Annotated in this window: 6 protein-coding genes; all 6 read left to right on the plus strand. The window is 64.3% G+C overall.

Annotated features, from left to right (window positions below; genetic code table 11):
- Positions 1–258 (plus strand): hypothetical protein (locus tag KVQ74_RS25535; RefSeq protein WP_217834138.1); only part of this gene is annotated, 258 nt, incomplete at its 5' end.
- A 326-nt stretch (positions 259–584) separates the two neighbouring features.
- Positions 585–9,677, plus strand: a complete 9,093-nt coding sequence (locus KVQ74_RS25540; RefSeq protein WP_217834139.1) for a non-ribosomal peptide synthetase — start codon at positions 585–587, stop codon at positions 9,675–9,677.
- Complete coding sequence (locus tag KVQ74_RS25545) at positions 9,674–13,792, plus strand: non-ribosomal peptide synthetase (RefSeq protein WP_217834140.1); 4,119 nt, start codon at positions 9,674–9,676, stop codon at positions 13,790–13,792. Before KVQ74_RS25540 ends, KVQ74_RS25545 begins: the two co-directional genes overlap by 4 nt.
- Positions 13,789–22,905, plus strand: coding sequence for a non-ribosomal peptide synthetase (locus KVQ74_RS25550; protein WP_217834141.1), 9,117 nt, complete (start codon positions 13,789–13,791; stop codon positions 22,903–22,905). The genes KVQ74_RS25545 and KVQ74_RS25550 overlap by 4 nt, the downstream gene beginning before the upstream one ends.
- A complete protein-coding gene (locus KVQ74_RS25555) occupies positions 22,902–23,582 on the plus strand; it encodes a hypothetical protein (protein ID WP_217834142.1) in 681 nt (226 codons plus the stop codon). The genes KVQ74_RS25550 and KVQ74_RS25555 overlap by 4 nt, the downstream gene beginning before the upstream one ends.
- The gene (locus KVQ74_RS25560) at positions 23,575–23,811 is read left to right on the plus strand and encodes an MbtH family protein (RefSeq protein ID WP_217834143.1); all 237 of its coding nucleotides are present in this window, start codon (positions 23,575–23,577) and stop codon (positions 23,809–23,811) included. Before KVQ74_RS25555 ends, KVQ74_RS25560 begins: the two co-directional genes overlap by 8 nt.
- Positions 23,812–23,880: the final 69 nt, after the last annotated feature.

Raw genomic sequence — 23,880 nt, forward strand, 5'->3', positions numbered from 1 at the left:
AACCCCAATTGCGAAAGCAGTTGGGGTTTTGTTTTGTCTACGAAAAAGTACCCGGACGAAGGGATGTCCTACGGCTATTTCGCAAATTTCCTACATTTTGTGTACCTCTCCAGCAAAAAACATGGTTATTATCCGGCGGCGCATCGGGTCACAAACCCGGCGCCAGAAGATTGCCGTGTGTCTACAGACCCGGTAATCGCAGCCGATCGGGACCACCCTGGCGCTGTCACCCCCGCGCAGGTTGTTCCTCGTCGTTGACCCTCAAATGGAAGTCGAGGTTTCAATTGGTCACGCGGTTTGCAATCGTCGATGTAATGGGCAGGGCGATGGATGTCGCCAATGCACCCGTCAATTCTCCAGCTGTTTGCGATGACCGTGTTGCGGTGCTTATCGCCAGCCAATCCCCCTTCAATTTCATGCGTGTGCCCACGTCCGACCGTGACGTGAACCAACCCGCGCGCGCCGCGCCTTCTTCCTGAATTTCGAATGACCGAACCGGCATTCGATGCCGGAGCCTGACTGGTGGGGTACGCACTGTCCCTGCCTGATCACAAAAATAAAGCAGTCATGGACGGTAGCCTCCGATGTTCGACAACAATTCCTTGCGTGGGACGACTCCTGCGCAGCCCGGCATTTCATCCAAAAAAACAGCAGATGACGCGGTACTGAGCGACGCCGACTATCAGCGCCTGGTTCACGACTGGAACAGCACGGCGCAGCCGTTCGATGCAGATCAGTACGTACACCATCTGTTTGAAGCGCAGGTACTGCGCGACCCCGACGCCATTGCTGCACGCTGGCAGCATGAGGCGCTCAGTTATCACGACCTCAACACACGCGCCAATCGCCTCGCTCACCACTTGCGCGATCTTGGCGTCGGGCCGGACGTGCGAGTCGGGTTATGCCTGGAGCGTTCGCTGGAGATGCTGGTCGGGGTACTCGCGGTGCTCAAGGCCGGCGGTGCTTATGTGCCGCTGGACCCGGCTTATCCGCAGGCGCGGCTGGCCCACATGCTGGCTGACAGCGCGCCGCCGGTCGTGCTGACTCACGGTGAAGCCCGCCGCCCGTTGCTCGTCGCGCTCGAGCATTCAACGGTTGAACCCACACTGCTTGATCTGGCCAATTCCAGCCTCTGGGCTTCGCAGTCACCCGACAACCTCGACCCTTGCGCTGTCGGACTGACGTCTCGACACCTGGCCTACGTGATCTACACCTCCGGCTCGACCGGCACTCCGAAAGGCGTGATGGTCGAGCATCGCGGGCTGATCGCCGTGAGCGCCGCCTGGAAGCAGCTTTACGCCTTGGGCGAGCCGATCAATCACCTGCAAATGGCCGGTTTCTCCTTCGACGTGTTCAGTGCGGATCTGATTCGTGCGCTGGGTTTCGGCGGCACTCTGGTGCTCTGTCCACGGGAAACCCTGATGGATCCGCCGGCGCTGTATCGTCTGTTGAACGAGGCGCGCATTGGCTTTGCCGACTTCGTACCGGCGCTGCTCAACCCGTTGCTGGCCTGGGTCGAAGAGACCGGTCACGACTTGTCGTTTCTGCGCACCGTGGTGTGCGGCTCGGACATCTGGACCGCCTACAGCGCGCGACAACTGCGCCAGCTCTGCGGCGATCAGGTGCAAATCGTCCAGGCCTATGGCGTCACCGAAGCGAGCATCGACAGCACCTGTTTTGAATACGACGACGCGAGCCAGACCTACGGCGTACTGCCGATCGGCCGGGCGTTGCCGAACACCCGCATTTACCTGCTCGATACTCAGGGCGCACCGGTTGCCATGGGTGTCGCGGGCGAATTGCACATCGGTGGCGTCGGTGTTGCGCGGGGCTATCTGAACCTGCCGCAACTCACTGCCGAACGCTTCATTGACAATCCGTTTGTGTCGGGCGAACGCTTGTACCGCACCGGCGATCTGGCGCGTTATCGGGCCGATGGCCAACTGGAATTTCTCGGACGCAATGACTCTCAGACCAAGTTGCGCGGACTGCGCCTGGAGCTGGGGGAGATCGAAACCCGTCTGGCGGACATCGCCGGCGTTCGCGAAAGCGTGGTGCTGTTGCGCGAGGACAACCCCGGCGAACCCCGACTGGTCGCCTACTACTGCGAAAGTACCGGCGCGGCACTGACCCCGCGCTCCCTGCGTGAGCAGTTGCAACTCAGCCTGCCGGAGTTCATGGTGCCGACGGCGTTCGTGCGTCTCGATGCACTGCTGCTGACCGCCAACGGCAAGGTCGATCGCCCAGGGCTGCCGGCACCGGACAGCCAAGCGTTCGATCAGCAGGATTACCAACCCCCGCAAGGTTCGCTGGAAACCGCGCTTGCCGGGATCTGGGCCGAAGTGCTTGGCGTGGAGCGGGTCGGACGTGAGGATCAGTTCTTTGCTCTCGGCGGGCACTCGTTGCTGGTTATGCGGGTGCTGGCTCAGGTTCGACACACGCTGGGTCTGGAAGTAGCGCCTTCGGCGTTGTTCGCAGCACCCGTTCTGAAGCAGTTCGCCGAAGGGCTGCAAGCCAGTCAGGCCGCGGCTCGCCCGGCCATCACGGGTGTTGAACGCTCGGGTGCGCAAACGTTGTCGTCCGCCCAGCAGCGCCTGTGGTTTCTGGCGCAAATGGAGGGCGGCAACGCGGCGTATCACATGCCGTTGAACCAGCGTTTGCGCGGCGTTCTGGACGTTCCGGCACTGGAACGCAGCTTCAATCAACTGGTGGCGCGACACGATGCGCTACGCACTACTTTCATCGCCGTTGAAGGGGAAGGGCGACAACAAGTCTCGCCGCCCGCGCATTGCATCAAGCTGACGGTGATCGACTTGCAGGGGCACGACTCGCAAGAGCGCCTCATCCGCTTGATCGACGAAGAGGGTGCCAAACCGTTCGACCTGAGCCGTGGCCCGCTGCTGCGCGTCAGCCTGGTACGGCTGGCGACGGACGACCATGTGCTGTTGCTGACCCAGCACCACATCATCTCCGACGGCTGGTCGATGGGCGTGCTGACCCGCGAACTGGGCCAGTTGTACGAGGCCGCGTTGCAGGATCGCGACGACCCGTTGCCGCCGCTGCCGGTGCAGTATGTGGATTACGCCGTGTGGCAAAAGCAGTGGTTGACCGGCGACGTGCTGGATCGACAAACCCGCTATTGGCGCGAAACCCTCACGGGCGCGCCGGTGTTGTTGGAGCTGCCGACCGATCACAAGCGTCCACCCGTGCAGGATTACCTCGGCGGTTTCGTGCCGCTGGAATTCGACCCTATGTTGACTGCGCGTCTGAAAGCTCTGGGCATGCAGCAAGGCACCACGCTGTTCATGACGTTGCTGGCCGGTTTTTCGCTGTTGCTGTCGCGCCTGTCGGGGCAGAGCGACGTGGTGATCGGCGTACCTTCGGCCAACCGTCCGCAACAGGAACTGGAAGGGCTGATCGGTTTCTTCGTCAACACCCTGGCCCTGCGCATGACCCGCTCGGGTACACCGTCGGTCGCACAATGGCTGCAACAGGCGCGTCGCGTCGCGCTGGAGGCCCAGGAACATCAGGATCTGCCGTTCGAGCAAGTGGTGGAGTTGCTCAACCCGCCGCGCAGCCTGGCCCACAGCCCGGTGTTCCAGGTGTTGTTCGCCTGGGAGCAGGATCAGGACTCGGACCTGTTGCTGACCGGGCTGGAGGTCACTCCGGTCTCGAGCAGTCACCATGTCGCCAAGTTCGATCTGCAATTGGCACTCAGCGAGCGTGACGGGCAGATTGTCGGCGGTCTGGAGTACGCCTCCGGTCTGTTCGAGCGGGACACTGTCGTGCAGTTCGGCGAGTACCTGCGCCGGGTGCTGACGCAGATGGTCGAGGATTGCGAGCGACCGCTGGCAATGATCGATCTGCTGAGCGCCGAACAACGGCAACGGATCGTGCACGACTGGAACCGCACCGCCCGCGATACCTCATCGACACCTGATTGCATGGCGCGTTTCGAAGCCCGATCCCGGCAGGCTCCTGACGCGGTAGCGTTGCTCGCCCAGAACCAACAACTGAGCTACGGCGAACTGAATCGGGCCGCCAACCAGCTCGCGCATTACCTGATCGAACAAGGCGCAGGTCCCGAGCATCGCGTCGGCTTGTGCCTGGAGCGCTCGCCGCAGATGGTCATCGGTCTGTTGGCGATCCTCAAGGCGGGAGCGGCGTACGTGCCGTTCGATCCGGCGTATCCGGGTGAGCGCCTGGCCTTCATGTTCAACGATGCCGCGCCGACCTTGCTGCTGACGCAATCCAGTCTGCGAGCCGGTCTGCCCGTCAGCGAAACGTTGCCGATCTGCTGCCTGGACACCGACGCACCGCAATGGGCGCAGCATTCGATCCGTGATCCGCAGGTGCGGGTGAACCCGGAAAACCTCGGTTATGTGCTTTACACCTCCGGCTCCACCGGGCGACCGAAAGGCGTGGCGCACAGCCGTCGTGCGCTGGATAACCTGATCGCCTGGCAACTCGACCAGACCACCACACCACAACGCGTGCTGCAATTCGCCTCGCTGAATTTCGACGTTTCGTTCCAGGAAATCTGCAGCACGCTCTGTCAGGGCGGCAGCCTGTTGCTGATGACCGAAGACAGCCGCAAGGACCTAGCGGCGCTGCGTCCGACCCTGGTGGCCGAAGGCGTGCAGCGCGCGTTTCTGCCGTTTGCCGTGTTGCAGCAACTCGCCGGTCTGACCGAGGTCGATGCACCGATGCCGGCCGGCGGCTGCGAGATCATCACCGCCGGCGAAGCCCTGCAAATCAACGATGAGCTGCGCAGTTTTGTCCGTGGACTCGGCGGCGCGCAGTTGCACAACCAGTACGGGCCGACCGAAACCCATGTGGTCAGCCAGTTCAGCCTGACGTGCAGCAATGCCGAATCCTGGCCGGACGCGCCGCCCATTGGCCGGCCCATCGCCAATGCGCGGTTGTACGTGCTGGACGAGCATCTGAATCCTGTGCCGGTCGGCGTGGCGGGCGAGTTGTATATTGCCGGCGCCTGTCTGGCCCGGGGTTATCTGAATCGCCCGGACCTGACCGCCGAACGCTTCCTGCCGGACCCGTTCAGTGACGAACCGGGCGCTCGAATGTACCGCAGCGGCGACCTGGCGAAGTTCCTGGCCGATGGCAACGTGCAGTACCTGGGACGCATCGATCAACAGATCAAACTGCGCGGTTTCCGCATTGAGCTCGGCGAGATCGACAGCCTGTTGCAACAGCAACCCGGCGTGCAGGAAGCCGCTGTGCTGCTGCGCGAGGATGTGCCCGGCGACAAACGGCTGGTGGCCTACGTGGTCGGCTCCGCCACCGGCGAAACCCTGCGCGCCGAGCTGCAACGACAGCTGCCCGAGCACATGATTCCGAGTGCCTGGGTTCATCTTTCGCAACTGCCGCTGACCCGCAACGGCAAGCTCGACCGTCAGGCGCTGCCGGCACCCGAGCGTAGCGCCGGGGCCGATTACGTTGCTCCGCGTAACGACATCGAACAGCAAATGGCCGGGATCTGGGTCGAAGTGCTCAAATGCGAGCGGGTCGGCATCCACGACAACTTCTTCGACCTTGGCGGCCATTCGCTGCTGGCGACGCGGATGATCTACGCGATCAACCAGCGCATGGGCGCGCAATTGTCCCTGAGCCGCCTGTTCCAGACGCCGGTGCTGATGGATCTGGCGGCGCAGGTGCAGGCTTTGCGCAACGATGAAGTCCGCATTGAGCCAGCCTTCAGTCCGATCGAGCCGGACCGCCACGCCCGGCACGCGCCATTCCCCCTGACCGATATCCAGCAAGCCTACTGGTTCGGTCGCGAGGCCACGGTCAGCCTCGGCGGGGTCAGTGCCCACGGTTATGAAGAACTGCGCATCCCCGACTTCGACGCCGAGCGGTTCGAGCAGGCGCTGAACCGCATGATCCTGCGTCACGACATGCTGCGCGTGGTGTTCCTCAGCGACGGCACGCAACAGGTGTTGGCACAGGTGCCGACCTACCGCATGCCGCGCAGCGACCTGCGTGGTTTGTCCGCCGAGGTGGCGCAACGCACGCTCGAAGCGACCCGCGAACGCCAGTCCCATCAGGTGCTGGATGCCAGTCGCTGGCCGTTGTTCGAGTTCAGTCTGTCGTTGCTCGATGACGGCATCACTCACCTGCACATCAGCCTCGATGCCTTGATCGTTGATGCCGCCAGCACGCAGATTCTGGCGCGGGAGCTGATGGCGTACTACGTCGATCCGACCCTGGACCTGGACGAGCCGGGCCTGACCTTCCGCGACTATGTCTTGGCCGAACAGCAACTGCGCAATGGCAGCCGCTACGAGCAGGCGCTGAGCTACTGGCGCGAGCGAGTGACCACCCTGGCACCGGCGCCGGACCTGCCGCTGGTGCGCCAGCCCGAGAGCATTGCCAACCCGCATTTCACCCGGCGCGACCGCGATATGTCAGCGGCGCAGTGGACACAGCTCAAAGCCGTGGCCAAGCAGTTTGCGGTGACGCCTTCGGTGATGCTCCTGACCGCGTTCAGCGAAGTGCTCGCGCTGTGGAGTCGCACGCCACGTTTCACCTTGAGCCTGCCGCTGTTCAACCGCATGCCGTTGCACCCGGACGTCGATGAAATCATCGGCGACTTCACCTCGCTGGTGTTGCTGGAAGTCGGCATCGACGGCGCGCGGAGTTTCACCGACAAGGCCCGCGCGGTGCAGGCGCAACTTTGGCGGGACATCGATCATTCGGTGGTCAGCGGCGTGCGGGTGCTGCGCGAGTTGTCCCAGGCACGGGGTGTGCAGCAGACGGCGATGCCGATTGTGTTCAACAGCACCCTGTCGGAGGCCGCGCCGGAGCTGGCGGAATTCAACCTCGCGGACGCGTTGAACGCCAGGCACATGCACAGCATCACCCAGACCCCGCAGGTGTGGCTCGACCACACCTTGCTGGAGCTGGAAGGGCGGCTGTTGTTCAACTGGGACAGCATCGACGAACTGTTCCCCGAAGGCATGATCGAGCAGATGTTCGTCGCCTATAACGCGCTGCTGGATAGCCTCTGCGAGCCAGCGGCGTGGGGCGCGAACACGCCGCAGCTGCTGCCCCTGGCGCGTTTGCCGGCGCCGGTCGACAGCGTGCAGACGCTGCCGCTGATGCACGAACTGTTCGAGCGTCAGGCCCTTGCCACGCCGCAGGCGCTGGCGGTGATTGGCGCTCGACAACTCACCTACGCCCAACTGCGTACGGAAGCGCGGCAACTGGGCGCCCGGCTTCAGGCTCAAGGCGTCGTGCCCAATCGTCTGGTCGCGGTGGTGATGGAGCGCGGCTGGGAGCAAGTGGTCGCGACCCTGGCGATTCTTTATGCCGGCGGCGCTTACCTGCCGATTGAACCGACCCAGCCCTCCGAGCGCTTACGGCATATTCTGCAGCGCGCCGAAGCCTCCCTGGCGCTGACCCAAGCGGCGCTGTTCGACAAAATCGAATGGCCGGCATCGGTCCGCACCGTCGCCGTAACCGCTGACGTCATGACCGATCCCGCGACGTTGCAACCGGTGCACATCACACCAGACGACCTCGCTTACGTGATCTACACGTCCGGCTCCACCGGTCAGCCCAAAGGCGTGGTGATCGACCATCGCGGGGCGGTCAACACTTTGCTCGACATCAACCGGCGCTTTGCCGTCGGCCCGGATGATCGCGTGCTGGCGATTTCGTCGCTGAGTTTCGATCTCTCGGTGTATGACTTCTTTGGCACCCTGGCCGTGGGCGCGGCGGTGGTGATCCTCGAACCGCAACTGGCCCTCGATCCGGCGCACTGGCTGGCATTGATCGAGCGTCATCGGATCAGCCTGTGGAACTCGGTGCCGGCGCTGCTCGGCATGTTGCTCGAATACGTTGAAGGCGAGGGCGGTGCGTTGCCGGCCTGCCTGCGGGTGGCGATGCTGTCCGGTGACTGGATTCCACTGACGTTGCCGGAGCGTGCCTGGGCGTTGCAGCCGGACTTGCAACTGATCAGCCTCGGCGGTGCGACGGAAGCGTCGATCTGGTCGATCTGCTATCCCGTGCAACAGGTCGATCCCGACTGGCGCAGCATCCCCTACGGCAAGGCGCTCGATCACCAGCGTTTCTACGTGCTGGACGAAGCCCTGCAAGTGCGCCCGACCTGGGTGGCGGGCCAGTTGTACATCGGCGGCATCGGTCTGGCAAAAGGTTACTGGCGTGACGAAAAACTCAGCGCCGGCAGTTTCTTCGCTCATCCGTTGACCGGCGAACGCCTGTATCGCACCGGCGACCTAGGGCGCTTGCTGCCGGATGGCAACATCGAGTTCCTCGGTCGTGAAGACAATCAGGTCAAGGTCCAGGGCTACCGTATCGAGCTGGGCGAGATCGAAGCGGCACTCAACCGTCATCCGGGCGTGCAAAGCGCGGTGGTGCGAATACTCGGCAGCACACTGGGAGAGAAACGTCTGGCGGGCTATGTGCTCAAGGCCGATCCAGACTTGCAGGCCAGCGACTTCACCGATTACCTGAGTGACAAATTGCCGGCCTACATGATTCCGACGTCATTCACGTTCGTCGACGCCTGGCCATTGTCGTCCAATGGCAAGGTCGACAAGAAACGCCTGCCGGAACCGACAGAGACCGAGACGCAGGGACCGACTCTGGAAGTCGACGGCCCGCAGGAACAGCAACTGGTGGAGATCGTGCAGGGCGTACTCAAGCGTGATGCCATCGCTGCCCATGCCAACCTGCTGAACCTCGGCGCCACCTCAATCGATATCGTGCGGATCAGCAACGCCTTGTCCGGCGCCTTGCAGTTCCGCCCGCATGTGGCGCAGTTGCTGGCCCAGCCGACGTTGCTGCATTTGCTCGGCATGTATCGCCAGAACCGGGCGCGTCAGGATCTGCTCGGCAACGTCCGGCAGCCCGCGAATATCGCCCAGGACATCATCGAAGATCCGCAACAGCGAGCGCAGTTCAAGGCTGAACAACACGGGCGCCGCCGCTTCGCTCAAGCCTTGCCGGCGGTGGAATTGCTGCTGCCGCAGGACCCGGCGTTTGCCCGGCGTTTCAGCGAGTACCGCTCGGTACGCCAGTACGACGCGCGGCCGATTGCCAGCGAGGCCTTCGCGCACTGGCTGGCGGCGCTGGCGCAAGGGCAACTGGATGGCGAGGCGAAGTACCAGTTCCCGTCGGCCGGTGGGCTGTATCCGCTTCAGGCCTACCTTTACGTCAAGCCGGAGCGGGTGCTCGGCGTGCCTGGTGGCGCGTATTACTACGATCCCCGCCAGCACCGGTTGCTGGCGCTGCAGAGCGGTTTGCTCGACCCGGATACCTACGACTACTTCGTCAATCGTCCGGTATACGAGAACGCCGCGTTCTCGCTGTTTTTCATCGCTGACATGGCGGCGATCCGGCCGCTGTATGGAGAGCGCAGCCGCGACTTCTGCCATATCGAAAGCGGCGCCATGGCTCAGTTGCTGAGCATGACCGCCGTCGAACAGGGCCTGGGCCTGTGCGGAATCGGTTCCATCGAAGGGCAGCAATTGACTGCGCTGTTCGACCTCGGGCCAAGCCATGAGTTGATCTACTCAATGGTCGGTGGCCTGCGCACGGCCGATGAGCAACACCGCGCGCCGGTCGAGACATTTGTTCTGGAACCGGCGATGCAAAGCCCTGGCGACGATGACATGGAGGAGTTTGAGGTATGAATGCCGATCAATTGCTGACGTTGTTCGCTCGCCAGGGCGTGGTGCTCGAAGTGGATGGCGACAAGCTGCGCTGCAAGGCGCCCCGTGGTTTTCTCACCGAGGAGCTGACCCAGGCGCTCAAGCGTCACAAGCAGGCACTGATTGCCTTGCTCGGCGGCCAGGAGGAGGGCGCGGCGATTCCCCGTCGTGATGGCGAGCAAACCGCCTGCCCGCTGTCGTTTTCACAACGGCAGCTGTGGTTTCTCGATCAACTGGAGCCTGGCAATCCGTTCTACAACGTGCCCACGGCGGTGACGCTCAAGGGGCGGCTGGATGTGGCGCTGCTGGAGCGGGCGCTGAATGAACTGGTGAGTCGCCACGAAATCCTGCGCACCACATTTTGCCGTGTGAACGGCGAACCGCGTCAGGTGGTGCATTCATTGATGCCGCAATCGTTGCCGGTGACGGACCTGCGTCAGCTCGCGGCGGACGAACGCGAGCAGCGCGTCAAAAGCGCCGTCGAACAGGATGCCCGGGCGCCGTTCGATCTGGCCACCGGGCCGCTGTTGCGTGCCTCGTTGCTGCGCTTGGCTGATGATGAATACCTGTGGCTGTACAGCGTGCATCACATCATCGCCGACGGCTGGTCGATGGGCGTGATCTTGCACGAAGTCGCCACGCTGTATGGCGACTATCGGCAGGGCGGGGCATCGAGTCTGGCGCCGTTGCCGGTGCAATACGCCGACTACGCCTGCTGGCAACAACAGCGCGTGGCGGGCGCGGTGCTGGACGCTCAGCTCGATTACTGGCGGCGTACGCTCGGTGATGCGCCGGCGCTGTCGACCTTGCCCACCGACCGGCCGCGACCGTTGGTGCAGCGCTACGTCGGCGCCACGTTCAGCTCATCCCTCGACAGCGGCACCCTGCGCGAACTCACGGCGCTGGCCCGGCAGACCCAGGGCACATTGTTCAACGTCCTGCTGGGCGCGTTGGCGGTGCTGTTGTGGCGTCACAGCGGGCAGCAGGATCTGTGCATCGGCACGCCATTCGCCAACCGCAACCGCCCGGAAATCGAGCCGCTGATCGGCCATTTCGTCAACACGCTGGTGCTGCGCCAACATCTGGACCCGCGGCAGACCTTCGCCGAATTGCTGCGCGAAGTGCGCGGGCAAATGCTCGATGTTCACGCCCATCAGGACGTGCCGTTCGATCGCGTGGTGGAAGCCGTCAACCCGCCGCGCGATCCGGGGCATTCGCCGTTGTTCCAGGTGATGCTGGTGTTGCAGAACACCCCTGGCAACGCCGTGCAGATGCCCGGTCTGGAACTGGCGCCGCACAGCACCAGCAGCGCCACGGCCAAGTTCGATCTGGCGTTCGAGTGGGTCGAGCGCGAAGGGCGGCTGCACTTGTTGGTGGAATACAACACCGACCTGTACGACGCCGCGACCATCGAACGCCTGAGCGGACATTACCGACATCTGCTGGAGCAGATCGCCCTGGACGCCAAGCAACCGATCGGTGCGCTGGCGCTGCTGAGCGAAGCTGAGCGGGAACGGATTCTGGTCGACTTCAACCGCTCGACGCCCCTGACACAACCGGCGCAGTGCGTGCATCAACTGGTTGAAACCCAGGCTGCGCGTAACCCGCAATCCTGTGCGGTGGTGTTCGAAGATGAGTCGCTGAGCTACGCCGAACTGAATGCCAGGGCCAATCGTCTGGCGCGGCATTTGCGCAGTCTGGGTGTCGGTCCGGATGTACGCGTGGCGGTGTGCGTCGAGCGTTCGCTGGCGTTGCCGGTGGCGTTGCTGGCGGTGCTCAAGGCGGGCGGCGCCTACGTGCCGCTGGACCCGGATTATCCGCTGGGGCGCCTGAGCCACATGCTCGGCGACAGCACCCCGGCGGTGTTGCTGACCTTGGGTGCGGCACACGGGATTTTGCGCCAGGCGCTGCAGGGTTCGACCTGGGAAGCGCCGCTGCTCGACCTCCAGCACGATGCCGCGGATTGGGCGTCGTTGTCGCCGGACAACCTTGACCCGCGCAGCGTCGGAGTCACGCCCGATCATCTCGCCTACGTGATCTACACCTCGGGCACCACCGGTCTGCCCAAGGGGGCGATGGTTGCCCACCGTGGCCTGAGCAATCTGCTGCTGTGGTGTTTGCAGGTCTGCGGCGAGGCCGGGGCGATGCTGCACAAAATCCCGTTTGGTTTCGATGCTTCGGCCTGGGAGACGTTCTGGCCGCTGGCGACCGGCGGACGGCTGGTGATCGCGAGGCCTGGCGGGCATTACGAACCGGCCTATCTGGCGCGCGAAGTGCGCGAGCAACGGGTCACGGCGCTGGTGTTCGTGCCGGCGATGCTGCAGCTGTTTCTCGAGGTCGAGGGCGTCAGTCTGTGTTCGACCCTGACCGACGTGTTCAGCGGCGGCGGCGAGCTGCCGCCAGCCCTGGCCCGACGCTTTCAGGAGCGTTTGCCCCATGCGCGTCTGCACAACGTCTACGGCCCGACCGAAACCACGGTGATCAACAGCCTCTGGACGCTGGAGCCGGGCGCCGAGGTGCCGGCCCGGCAACTGCCGATCGGTCGGCCCATCGCCAACAATCGTTTTTACGTGCTTGATGAGCGCGATGCGCCGGTGCCGGTAGGCGTCACCGGGCACTTGCACATCGGTGGTGTCGGTGTGGCCCGTGGTTATCTGGGACTGGCGCAGCTCAGCGCCGAGCGCTTTATCGACAATCCGTTCGTGGCCGGAGATCGGCTTTACCGCAGCGGCGATCTGGCGCGTTATCGCCCCGATGGCCAACTCGAGTTTCTCGGGCGCAACGACTTCCAGGTCAAGCTGCGCGGTGTGCGCCTGGAGCTGGGCGAGATCGAGGCCCGGCTCGAAGCGTTTCCCGGCATTCGCAGCGCGGTGGTGCTGATGCTCGGCGAAACGGCGCAGGAGCAGCGTCTGGTGGCCTGTTGCGTGGTCGCCGGGCAACCGGATGAAGCGGCGGTGCATGCGCATCTGGCGACAACGCTGCCGCGAGCGGTGATCCCTGGCAGTTACCTGTGGCTCGATGCTTTGCCGTTGACGGCCAACGGCAAGGTCGACCGCGCTGCGCTGACGGCACTGGCGGATCAGCAAATGGCCAATCGGCAGGTCAACCTGAGCAGCCCTCGGGATCACATTGAACTGGCCCTGTATCAGATCTGGAAAAGCCTGTTGCTGGCGCCGCAGATTGGCATCCGCGACAACTTTTTCAATGTCGGCGGCACCTCCATTGCCGCGATCAAGATGGCCCATGAAATCAGCCGGATGTTTGCCGTCGAAGTGCCGGTGCGGGTGGTACTCAGCTACCCGACCATCGAAGCGCTCGGCGGCTGGCTGCGGGTCGGGGCCAACCCGGCCGTGGCGCAAGGCAACCTGATCGAATTCCGCCGTGGCGCAGGCCGCAGCAATGTGGTGTGCATTCACCCGGCGGGCGGTACGGCGTTCTGTTACCTGTCGCTTGCCAAGGTGCTGCCCGATGGGATCGGCGTCTATGGCGTGCAATCGCCGGGGCTGAATCCGGGGGAGAGCACCGAGCCGACGGTCGAAGCGATGGCCGAGGCGTACTTGCGTTTGATCGAGCCGCTGACAGCGCAACCGCTGATCCTCACCGGTTTGTCGTTCGGCGGGTTGGTGGCCTATGAGATGGCCCGGCTGCTGACGGCGGCGGGGCATCTCCAGGTGACCGTGGTGCTGCTCGACACTCAGGGCAGCGACGATCCGGGTTTCCGCGAGCAGATCGGCACCGTCGACATGGCCGAGTTCCGCGACAAACTGGTGCGCTTCAACGGCATGTACCCCGGCATCGAAGACGCGCAGGTCGAGCGCTATTTCAATATTTACAACCACAATCGTCTGGCCATGGCGGCCTATGAGTGCGCACCACGGGCGGGGCGCGTGGTGTTGATCCAGGCGCGGGAGGATTTCAGCCGCCGTCAGTTGCATGAGTTGCGCGGTTTCTGGCGCCGTCGGGCCGGTGACGGCTATTTGGCGAAACTGGTGAGCGGCGGACACTGGGACATGCTGGAAAGTGCGGAAATCCATCGGGTCTCGCAGGTCATCGGGCAGGAGCTGCAACGCTTTGACGCACAGGAGGTGAAGTCATGAGGGCTGCCAATCAGACGACCTTGCTCGCGCGTTTCGCCGAACAGGTGCAGCGTAATCCGCAGGCCCCGGCGGTCATCGATCAATCGCTGACGCTGACTTACGCCGAACTTGCCAGTGCCAGCGAACGTATCGCCAGAGGCTTGCAGGCGCGCGGCATACGGCCCGGCCAGTCGCTGGCGCTGTGCATGCCACGCGGCTGGCAATGGCTGGCGGTGATTCTCGGTGCGTTGAAGATCGGTGCCGTGGTGGTGCCACTGGATCGCGCCAGCCCGAGCAAGCGTCGTGAATTGATGCTGGCCGATGCCGCGTGTGTCGGCTTGATCACGCTGAACGAGGAGCCGGCCTTATCGTCCTGCTGGCAGGCCAGCGTCGACGCGTTGCTGGATCAGCCGGATTACCCGCCACAACCCCTGGCAGAAGACTTCACCGAGGTGATGTTCCTGTTCTACACCTCGGGCACCACTGGCACGCCGAAAGCGGTGGAAGTCGGCGAGCGCGGTTTGCTGCGACTGGCGCACACCGACGCCTATATCGAGATTCGTCCGACGGATCGTTTTGCCTGCCTGTCCAACCCGGCGTTCGACGCGTGCAGTTTCGAACTGTGGGCGCCGCTGCTCAATGGCGGCTGCTGCGTGATGATCGCCGACGAGGACGTGCTGGATGCACGGCGTCTGGCCTCCGTGCTGGAGCAAACGCGGGTCGACAACCTGTTCATGACGGTTTCGCTGTTCAACACCTTGATTGCCGATTGGCCGGCGTGCTTCTCCAGCCTGCGTCAGGTACTGATCGGCGGTGAGCAGATCAGCGCCGCTGCCGTGCGTGCCTGGTATCGCGCCAACCCGCAGAGCCGCTGCCGGATCTTCAACGTCTATGGCCCTACCGAATGCACCACGTTCGCCTTGTGCTGGCCGATTGGCCGGGACTTTGCCGGTGACTCGGCGCCCATCGGCCGAGCGTTGCCGGACACCGGCGTGTGGGTGCTGGATGAGCACCAGCGGCCCGTGGCTGCGGGAGAGGTCGGTGAACTGTATTTGAGTGGCAGCGGGGTCGCCCGTGGCTATCGCAACCGTCCCGAAGAGACGGCCCGTCAGTTCCTGCGCCTGCCAGAACTCGATGGCGGCGCCCAGGTGCATTACCGCACCGGCGATCTGGTGCGGCGCAACGCCGAAGGTTTGATCGAGTACCTGGGGCGGGTCGACCGTCAGGTGAAGATTCGCGGTTTTCGTATCGAGCCGGGCGAGGTGGAGCAACGGATGCTCGAGCATTGCGGGGTGGCGCAGGTGTTCGTCTGCGCCCGGCGCCAGGCGGCCGAAGACCACCAGTTGCTGGCGTTCATCGTGCCGCGCGGGGAACTCGACTTCCACGAATTCGAAGCGCATTTGCGCACGCATCTGGCACCCTACATGCGCCCGCATCAACTGTTTCTGCTGGCGCGTTTGCCACTGACTGCCAATGGCAAGATCGACCGCGACAGCTTGCTCGCCCAAACGCTGAAACCATGGCATCCGGTGGTGGCTGATGCAGTGGGCGAGGGCCAGACATCGCCGGCCCTGAGCTGGTTGCTGGCCGAGGTTCGCTCGCTGCTCGGGCAACCGGCCCTGAGCGCACAGGACGACTGGCTGGGCAGTGGCGGTGACTCGCTCAAGGCCATGCGCCTGCGTTCAGCGATTCGCCGCCAATGGCAGCGCGAAATCAGCATCGGCATGTTGCTCGACCAATCCTTCACGACACTTGCCGAACACCTGAGCGATGAACTGACTAGCCAGGCGTTCTATCCCCCCGCACCAGCGATCAGCAATGCCCGACGCCTGCCGGCCACCGCTGAACAACGCCGCTTGTGGCTGCTTCAGCAACGTACACCCACCTCGACCGCATACAGCGTGCCGTTGATTCTGCACCTGGCGGCGGGCGCCGATGTGTCGGCGCTGGCCGAGGCGGTGGGGCGTCTGGTGGCGCGTCATCCGGGATTGCGCACGGCATTCGTGGCCGGCGCCGAGGGGCTCGATCAAGTGATTGCCGATCAGGGGCCGACCTGTCGTACCTTCGCTCCAGGGCACTTCACCGAAGACAACTGGCAGGCCTTCGCGGCGCTGGTATTCGATACGCCGTTCGACCTGACCACGCCGACCCTGTTTCAGGCGTGGCTGTTGCCGTTCGTTGATGGCAGCTGTCGGCTGTTGTTGAACCTGCATCACATCGTTGTCGATGGCTGGTCGGTGAACTTGTTGTTCGACGACCTGACGCAGCTTTACACCGACGCTGTGCAGAATCGCGAAACGCCTGATCCGGCACCACGCCTGAGCGCGCTGGAGTTTGGTCAGTGGCAGCGGCAGTGGAGCGTCGATGCGCATTATCGCGATCAGCGCCGCGCGCTGGCCGAGCTGCACCGACGTCAGGAAGAACCGTCGTCCGCGCTGACACCGATGCGCGCGATCAGCGCGGACGCCAGGTTGTTCCGGGAGCCGCTGGGCGTGGTGCGCAGTGCCGCCCTCGAACGGTTCTGCACGCAACAGCGACTGACCCGGTTCGAAGTGCTGTTCAGTGTCTTTGCCTGGAGCCTGTATGCGCTGACCGGGGTCGAGCGGCCACGGATCGCCAGCCCGGTGTCGAACCGGCCGCTGGCGGAGTTCGAGGCCAGCGTCGGTATGTTCGCCAACACCGTGCTGATTCCTGCCGCCGTCGAACACGCGCTTACGCTGGGCGAGCAACTGCGCAGGCAGACTTCCAGCGTGCGCGAGGTGCTGGCGCTGCAGGACGTGGCCCTGGCGGATCTGGTGGAAGACCTGCGGCTGTCGTCGAGCAACGCGCTGTTCGATTTCATGTTTGTGCTGGAAAACACCGATTACGCCGCTCTGGCCGATTCGAGCCTGCACGCCAACCTGGAATTCAGCGAGCGGTTGCACGCCAAATGCCCGCTGACCTTGTTGATGGTCGGCTCGGGGTCGCAACTGGAATGCTGGTGGGAATATCAGTGCAGTTACTTCGATGCCGAACAGATGCGCGCGGTGAACGCGTTGTTCCGCCGTGGTCTGGACTTGTTGCTGGAAACCCCGACGGCCACTCTGGACGATCTGCTCGGGCCGTATCGACTCGGATTGCCGGTCGCCAGTGAAGGCCCCGGCGGCGAGCTGCCGTTCAATACGCTGGCGGATTGGTTCGAGCATCAGGTGCTGTGTACGCCGCACGCCACTGCGCTGGTGCAGGGTTCGCGTCGCCTGACTTATACCGAGCTGAATACGCTGGCCGATTCCCTGGCCGCCACCGTGATCGAGCGTCATCCGCTGCCGGTCGGCAACGACGCGCCGCTGCATGTCGTGCTGTTCCTCGATACCTCGGTGGAGCATATCGTCGCCTTGCTGGCGCTGGCGAAACTCAATCTGACCGCCGTGCCGCTCGATCCGGCGTACCCGCTGGCGATCCAGCGTCAGGTGCTGGAGCAGGCACAGCCCCATTGCCTGTTGTTCAGCCGCGCGACCGAAGCGGCGCTGGATGATCTGGATGGCGGACGTTTTGATCTGCACCGCGTCGATTTGCAGGCAGAGGCGCGGCCGTTCGAACGTCCACGTCATGCCGGCGAGCGGCCGCTGTACACGCTGTTCACCTCGGGCTCCACGGGTACGCCGAAAGGCGTGCAGGTGTCGGAACGAACCCTGTGCAATCTGCTGCAATGGCAGCGCACCGAAGGTCAGTTGCCGGCGAAGTCGGTGACCTTGCAGTTTTCCATGCTGTCATTCGATGTGTCGTTCCAGGAGATTTTCAGCACCCTTTGCGGTGGCGGTTGTTATCACTTGATCACGCCGCGCTGGCGCCAGGATGCCGAGGCGTTGTTGGCGTATATGGTGGAGGCACGGATCGAGCGTCTGTTCCTGCCGTGCGTGGCGTTGCAGCATCTGGCGCAAACCGCCGTCGCCCGAGGGGTTTATCCGTCGGCATTGCGCGAAGTGGTGACCGCCGGGGAGCAATTGCTCTGCACCGACGCGCTGCGCCAGTGGTTCAGCGCAATGCCGCACGCATCGCTGTTCAATCACTACGGCCCGACCGAAACCCACGTGGTCAGCGCCTTGCGCCTGCCGGCAACGGCCCGGGACTGGCCGCTGCGCGCGCCGATCGGCCACGCGGTCGGTAATGCCCGTTTGCTGCTGGTGGACGAGCACGACCGCCCGGTGCCGAGCGGCAGCCGGGGCTACCTGCTGGTGGCGGGGCCGATGGTTGCCCGTTGTTATCTGGCGGATCCGGCGTTGAACGCGGCGCGGTTTGTCGAACTGCCACAGGCCGAGGGCGACAGCCGCTTGTTCTATCGCACGGGCGATCTGGCCTGGGCCGACGCACAAGGCTGCCTGCATTACCTGGGCCGCGACGATCAGCAGATCAAACTCAGCGGCCATCGCCTGGAGCTGGGGCAGATCGAAGCGGCGCTGATGCACGTGCCGCAAGTGGTCAACGCGGTGGTGGCGGTTCAGGCCGAACCACCCCGGCTGATCGCCTGGCTGCAACTCGATGGCGAGCCGGCGACCTCCCGGCAACTGGATCGCCAGGTGGCGCGGCAACTGCCGGCGCATGTGCGGATCGACGAATATCGCCGGATCGACCTCTGGCCGCGCACCCCCAGCGGCAAGGTCGACCGCAAGGCCTTGCCGGGGTTGGGCGAGGCACTGGAGCGGCGCAGTCCGCCGCAACCGGTCGTGGCGTTGAGCGCGCTGGAGCGGCAATTGAGCGAGCTGTTCAGCGCCGTCATCGGCCGGGACATCGAACCGGAGCAAACCTTTTTCGAGGCCGGCGCCACCAGTCTCGGCCTGATGCGTCTGCACGCGCGCTACAACCAGGAACTGCCGAACCCGGTGGCAATGGCCGATCTGTTCGAACACGTCACGATCCGGCGGCTGGCGGCGCATTTGTCGGCAGCGCCGGGGACGGCCGTCGAGCGTGTGCGGCAAGCCGATGCGGGGCATCAGCCGATGGCGATCATCGGCATGTCGGTGAACGTGGCCGGGGCGCAGAACCTCGGCGAGTTCTGGGCGATGGTGCAAGGCAACGCGTTGGGTATCGAACGTTTTGCCGCGAGCGAAGGTCTGGTCGGCGCCCGCAGCCAACTGGCGGGCATGCTCGATTTCGACCCCGAGTATTTCGGCATCAGTCGCCAGGAAGCACGCCTGATGGACCCGCAACAACGCCATCTGTTGATGGGCTGCGTGCAGGCCCTGCAACACGCGGCCATCGTTCCGGCGGCCGACGGCCCGCGTATCGGCCTGATCGCCAGTTGCGGCGAAACCACGTACTTCCAGCAGATGTTGCGCGACACCGCCGCAGGCGATCTGCCGGACGGTTTTCAAATGGCGCTGCATCACGACAAGGATTTTCTCGCGACCAAAGCCGCTTACCACCTGAACCTCAACGGCCCGGCCCTGAGCGTCCAGGCGGCGTGTGGCAGTTCACTGATCGCCGTCCACATGGCGAGCGCGATGCTGCGCCAGGGCGACAGTGATGTGATGCTGGCGGCCGGGGTGTTGATCGACCCGACTCTGAGCGATGGCTATCGTCATCGTTCGCAGCACATTTTTTCCGCCGACGGTTTGTGCCGTCCGTTCAGCGACGACGCCAGCGGCACCATCGGCGCCAGTGGTTACGGGGTGGTGGTGCTCAAGCCGTTGGCCCAGGCCCGGGCGGATGGCGACCGGATCTACGCGCTGCTCGAAGGCTCGGCGCTGAACAATGACGGCCGGGCCAAGATGAGTTACACCGCGCCATCGGTGGCCGGGCAGAGCGCGGTCATCAGCGATGCCTTGAGCCGGGCCGGATTGACCGGTGCGGACATCGGCTACGTCGAAGCCCATGGCACCGGCACCTTGCTCGGTGACCCGATCGAGGTCGCGGCGTTGACCAAGGCTTTCGGCGACGCGCCTGCCGACAGTTGCGCGCTGGCCTCGGTGAAAAGCCAGATCGGTCACCTCGGTGCGGCAGCGGGGGTGGTGGGGTTGATTCGAGCCAGTCTCGCGGTGTTCCATGGCGTGCTGCCGCCGAACCTCGGTTTTGGCCGGATCAACCCGCAGATCGACCTTGAGCATTCACCGTTCTACATACCCACCACGTCCCGGCCATGGTCGCCAGGGCGCCGGCGTCTGGCCGGCGTCAGCAGCTTCGGCATCGGCGGCACTAACGCCCATGTGATTGTCGGCGCCGCGCCCAAGACGCCGGATACGGCCGAGGACACGCTGCCGTTGCTGATGATCTCGGCCCACAGCCGCGCGGAATTGTTGCGCGATATCGCGGCGGTCAAGGCGCATCTGCAAAGGTTTCCCGAGCAGCACGGCGCGCTGTTACGGCACTTGCAGTCCGGTCGCCGTCAATTGTGCTGGCGTTTCGCGATGGTCTGCCGGCCCGGTGACGACGTTCCGTTGCAGCCGACATCGATCAGGGACGTCGCGGTTTCGGGCGTAAAACTGATTGCCCGCGATCATTCGCCGCTGGTGCTGCTGGAGGCCTGGTACGAAGGCGTGAACCTCGACTGGCCGCAGCGCTCGGCGCCACCGCCGTGGGATCTGCCGCCGTCATCGTTCGATCTGCAGACCTGTCGCTTTCAGCCGGCTGCGACGGCAGCGGTCGTTGAGGAACCGTCGCCGGGTATCGAGCGGCAGCCGCTGGCCGACTGGTTCCATCAACGGCAGTGGATGCGTGTCCGGCGCTTGAGTGCGATGGCGAAAGGGGCCAGGCGTGAAGGGGTGATTCTGTGCAGCCATGAAGCACCCAACGCCACGTTGCTGGAGTCGTTGGGCACGGTTTATCGGCGAGTGATCCAGGTGCGTGCGGGCAACGGTTTCAAGCGACTGGGCACGGATCGTTTCGAACTGGACCCGCTGGACGCCGACGCCCTGGCCCGGTTGCTCGATGAAGTCGCTGAACCCGCGTTGGTCGAGATGGACTGGCTGCATGCCTTGCCGTTGGCGGTGTCCGGCGCGGTCAATGAGCAAAGCCTCGACCTGGCGCAGTGGGCTTGCCTGGATACGGTCAGCGCGCTGATGCAGGCGTGGGGGCAAACCTCGCGCACGACCCGGCTGCGGCTGTGGTTGATGTCGTGGCAGGCGTGTCCGGTGGCGGGCGAAGTACGGCGCCCTGAACTGGCGGCGCTGGCCGGGATCTGCGAAGTGGTGCCACAGGAATACCCGGTGCGTTGTCACTGGCTCGACTGGTCTTCTCCATCCATCGGCGCACAGGCCGGGGAACTGGCGGCAGTGCTGAGCGATCCGGCATCACTGCCTCGGCGGCTGGCGGTTCGCGATGGCTATGTGTGGCAACCGCGTTTGATTGCTCATTCGTCGCCGAGCGCGAGCGTGGCTTCCAGCCTGCTGCCGGAGGACGGCACATTCCTGGTGTTGGGCGGCAGCGGCGGGATCGGTCGTACCTTGTGCGAACACCTGTTACAGGCACCGGCGCGGCGGGTGGTGCTGCTCTCGCGCCAGGCTGAGTTGCCGCTTTCGCTGGCGCCTTATGCGTCGCGGATCGATTGCGTTCAGGCGGACATCGCCGACCTGACGCAATGGCCGCAAGTCCTCGACCAACTGGCCCGGCGTCATGGTCGTCTGGCCGGGGTGATTCATGCGGCGGGTGTCGGTGCGGGCAGCCTGATTCGTCATCGCGATGCCGGGCAAATGGCTCAGGCCACGGCGGCCAAGACGCGCGGCATGCTGGCCGTCGAAACCCTGATCGAGCAACTGTCGCCGGGTTTCGTTCTGTACTGCTCGTCGATGTCGGCGCTGTTCGGCGGTGCCGGTCACCTGGATTACGCGGCGGCCAGTGGCGTACTCGACGGATTCGCTCACTATTGCCCGAATGCCGCCAGCGCTTGCGTGCGCCTGGGCATCAACTGGGATATCTGGCGCGATATCGGCATGGCGACGACCAACAACGGCGGGGATGCCGCGCATCAGGAGCATTTGACCGTCGGCTTGTCGACTGAAGAGGGCTGCCGGGTGTTCGATCTGGCGATGGCGACGCAATTGCCGCAATTGCTGATTTCCACCACCGGGATCGACACGGCGCGCCGCTTTTATCCGGTTCGCCATGGTGCCGGGAGTGCGCCAGTCGAGGCGCCGAAAGGCACCGATCTGCCGGCACGCCTGCGCGAGTGCCTGTGCAAGTGGCTCGGGGTTGGCGAGCTGGATGACGACGATTCGCTGTACGACCTCGGCGCGGATTCGTTGACCTTGCTCGATCTGATCGACGAGTTGCAAGCGGCCACCGGCGAGGTGTTCCAGCTGTCGCAGTTCAGTCACAAGGTCAGCCTCAACGAGGTGTTGGCCTTGGTGCAGGCCTGCACGGTCGAGGTGCCAATCGCTGCGCCACAGGACTGGAGCGATGCGGTGCGGATCGATCAATGGCACGCGGGCGCCGGCCAGGAGTGGCTGTACCTGATCCATCCGGTGGGCGGCGATGTTCAGGCTTACCGCGAACTGGTGTCGGCGCTGCATCCTGATCTGGGCGTCTGCGTGATCGCCGACCCGGCGCTGCGCCTGCCGGCGTTGCCGAACATCAGCGTGGTCGAGCGCGCGCGGTGGTATCTGCATGCGATTCAGGCCCATCTCCCGGCGGGCAGTGCATGGCGTCTGGCCGGTTGGTCGTTCGGCGCCTGGGTGGCGCAGGCGCTGTGTCAGCAGGCGCAGACAACCGGGTTCAGACAGCCGCTGTTGTACCTGATCGATCCACCGGCGCCAGATGCCGGTGCCGAACTGGTGGGCATCGACGAACAAACCATCGAGCAGGTGTTCCAGCGCGAGTTTGCCCAGCGCTGGCCGGACGGTGAAGGGCAGGCGATGTCCGACGAGCGTCTGGCCTATCTGCAACGGCTGACGGTTTGCTGCCGCAACAACATGAGCAGCATGGCCGACTTCCAGCCGCCGGCACTGGCCGCGACGGCGGCGCGGATGTTCATCGCCGGGCACGCCAATCCCTATGGCCTGGGCAATGCCTGGAACATGGACGACCTGCAACACAGTTGGCGAGCGTTGTTGCCGCGGCTGCTGAGCTGGCAGCGGCTGGACACCGACCACTACGGCATCGTCGCGGGGCGCTGGGCGCGGATGATTGCCGAGGTGATCGGCGCGCGGGAGGCGTCGACATGACTGAACCGATCGCCGCGCCGCGATGGCTGCTGACACTGACGCACGTGCTGTACGAAACCCGGTCGACCGAAACCCTGGTTCCGCGCTTCGACGGCCCTGTGCCGTTCCGGTTGCTGCATCAGTGGCAAGCCGAGGTGGTCATGCCGTTGTTGTGCGAGGCATTGCCGGAGCATCGGCCGGCGCTGCTGGCTTTGCAAAGTCTGCATCGGCGAGCGGCACTCGGTCTGCTCGGGCGCCAGGGTGAATGGCGGGCCACGCTCAAACCGGTGTTGCTGGCGCTGTATCGACGGGCCTATGCCTACGACGCGGCTTACGCCCAGGCCCATGCCAGCGCGCTGAGCTACGGCCTCGCGCCGGCCAACACCGCGATGATCGCCGAGCATTTTGGCAATGCCGAAGCCTTCGCCGACTACTACGCGCAATTGAACACCGAGGCCAGTGCCGCGTCATTTGCCCAGACCCACGCCAGTGCCAACGCGGAAATCTCGGCCCGGGCCTTCGCCGCTGAGGACGCCCAGGTCTACGCAGAGGTCTGCGGGGCGTCGGTGCGGGTGTATGTGCGGGCCTGTGCGCCGACGGACGAGCAGCGATGTTCGCTGCTCAACGCGCTCGCCGAAGGGCTGGGTCGAAGCCTGGCAACGCTGCAATCCCATTCAACAGGAGAACGATATGCGTGACGCAGAGCTGCAATTCGAGGTGGTGATCAATGCCCAGGGTCAGTACTCCCTGTGGCCGGCGGGCAAGCCGATGGCCTGCGGCTGGAATGAGGCGGGGATGCGCGGCGAGCGCCAGACTTGCCTGGACTACATCAATCAACACTGGACCGACATGCGGCCACGCTCGTTGCGCGACCCTGTGGGGGCGGGTTTGCTCGCGAAGGCGTCGGATCGGTCACAACGGATTTGAATGACAAACCGCTTTCGCGGCAAGCCCGCTCCCACAGGGTAGAGCTGGGGGCTTCAATAAAAAGGTGAG

This window comes from Pseudomonas botevensis (assembly GCF_019145475.1).
Classification (GTDB): Bacteria; Pseudomonadota; Gammaproteobacteria; order Pseudomonadales; family Pseudomonadaceae; genus Aquipseudomonas; species Aquipseudomonas botevensis.

Bases quoted from the DNA above. Each gene is read 5' to 3' on its own strand.
- KVQ74_RS25540 (WP_217834139.1), top strand. From the start codon at position 585: ATGTTCGACAACAATTCCTTGCGTGGGACGACTCCTGCGCAGCCCGGC.
- KVQ74_RS25545 (WP_217834140.1), top strand. From the start codon at position 9,674: ATGAATGCCGATCAATTGCTGACGTTGTTCGCTCGCCAGGGCGTGGTG.
- KVQ74_RS25550 (WP_217834141.1), top strand. From the start codon at position 13,789: ATGAGGGCTGCCAATCAGACGACCTTGCTCGCGCGTTTCGCCGAACAG.
- KVQ74_RS25555 (WP_217834142.1), top strand. From the start codon at position 22,902: ATGACTGAACCGATCGCCGCGCCGCGATGGCTGCTGACACTGACGCAC.
- KVQ74_RS25560 (WP_217834143.1), top strand. From the start codon at position 23,575: ATGCGTGACGCAGAGCTGCAATTCGAGGTGGTGATCAATGCCCAGGGT.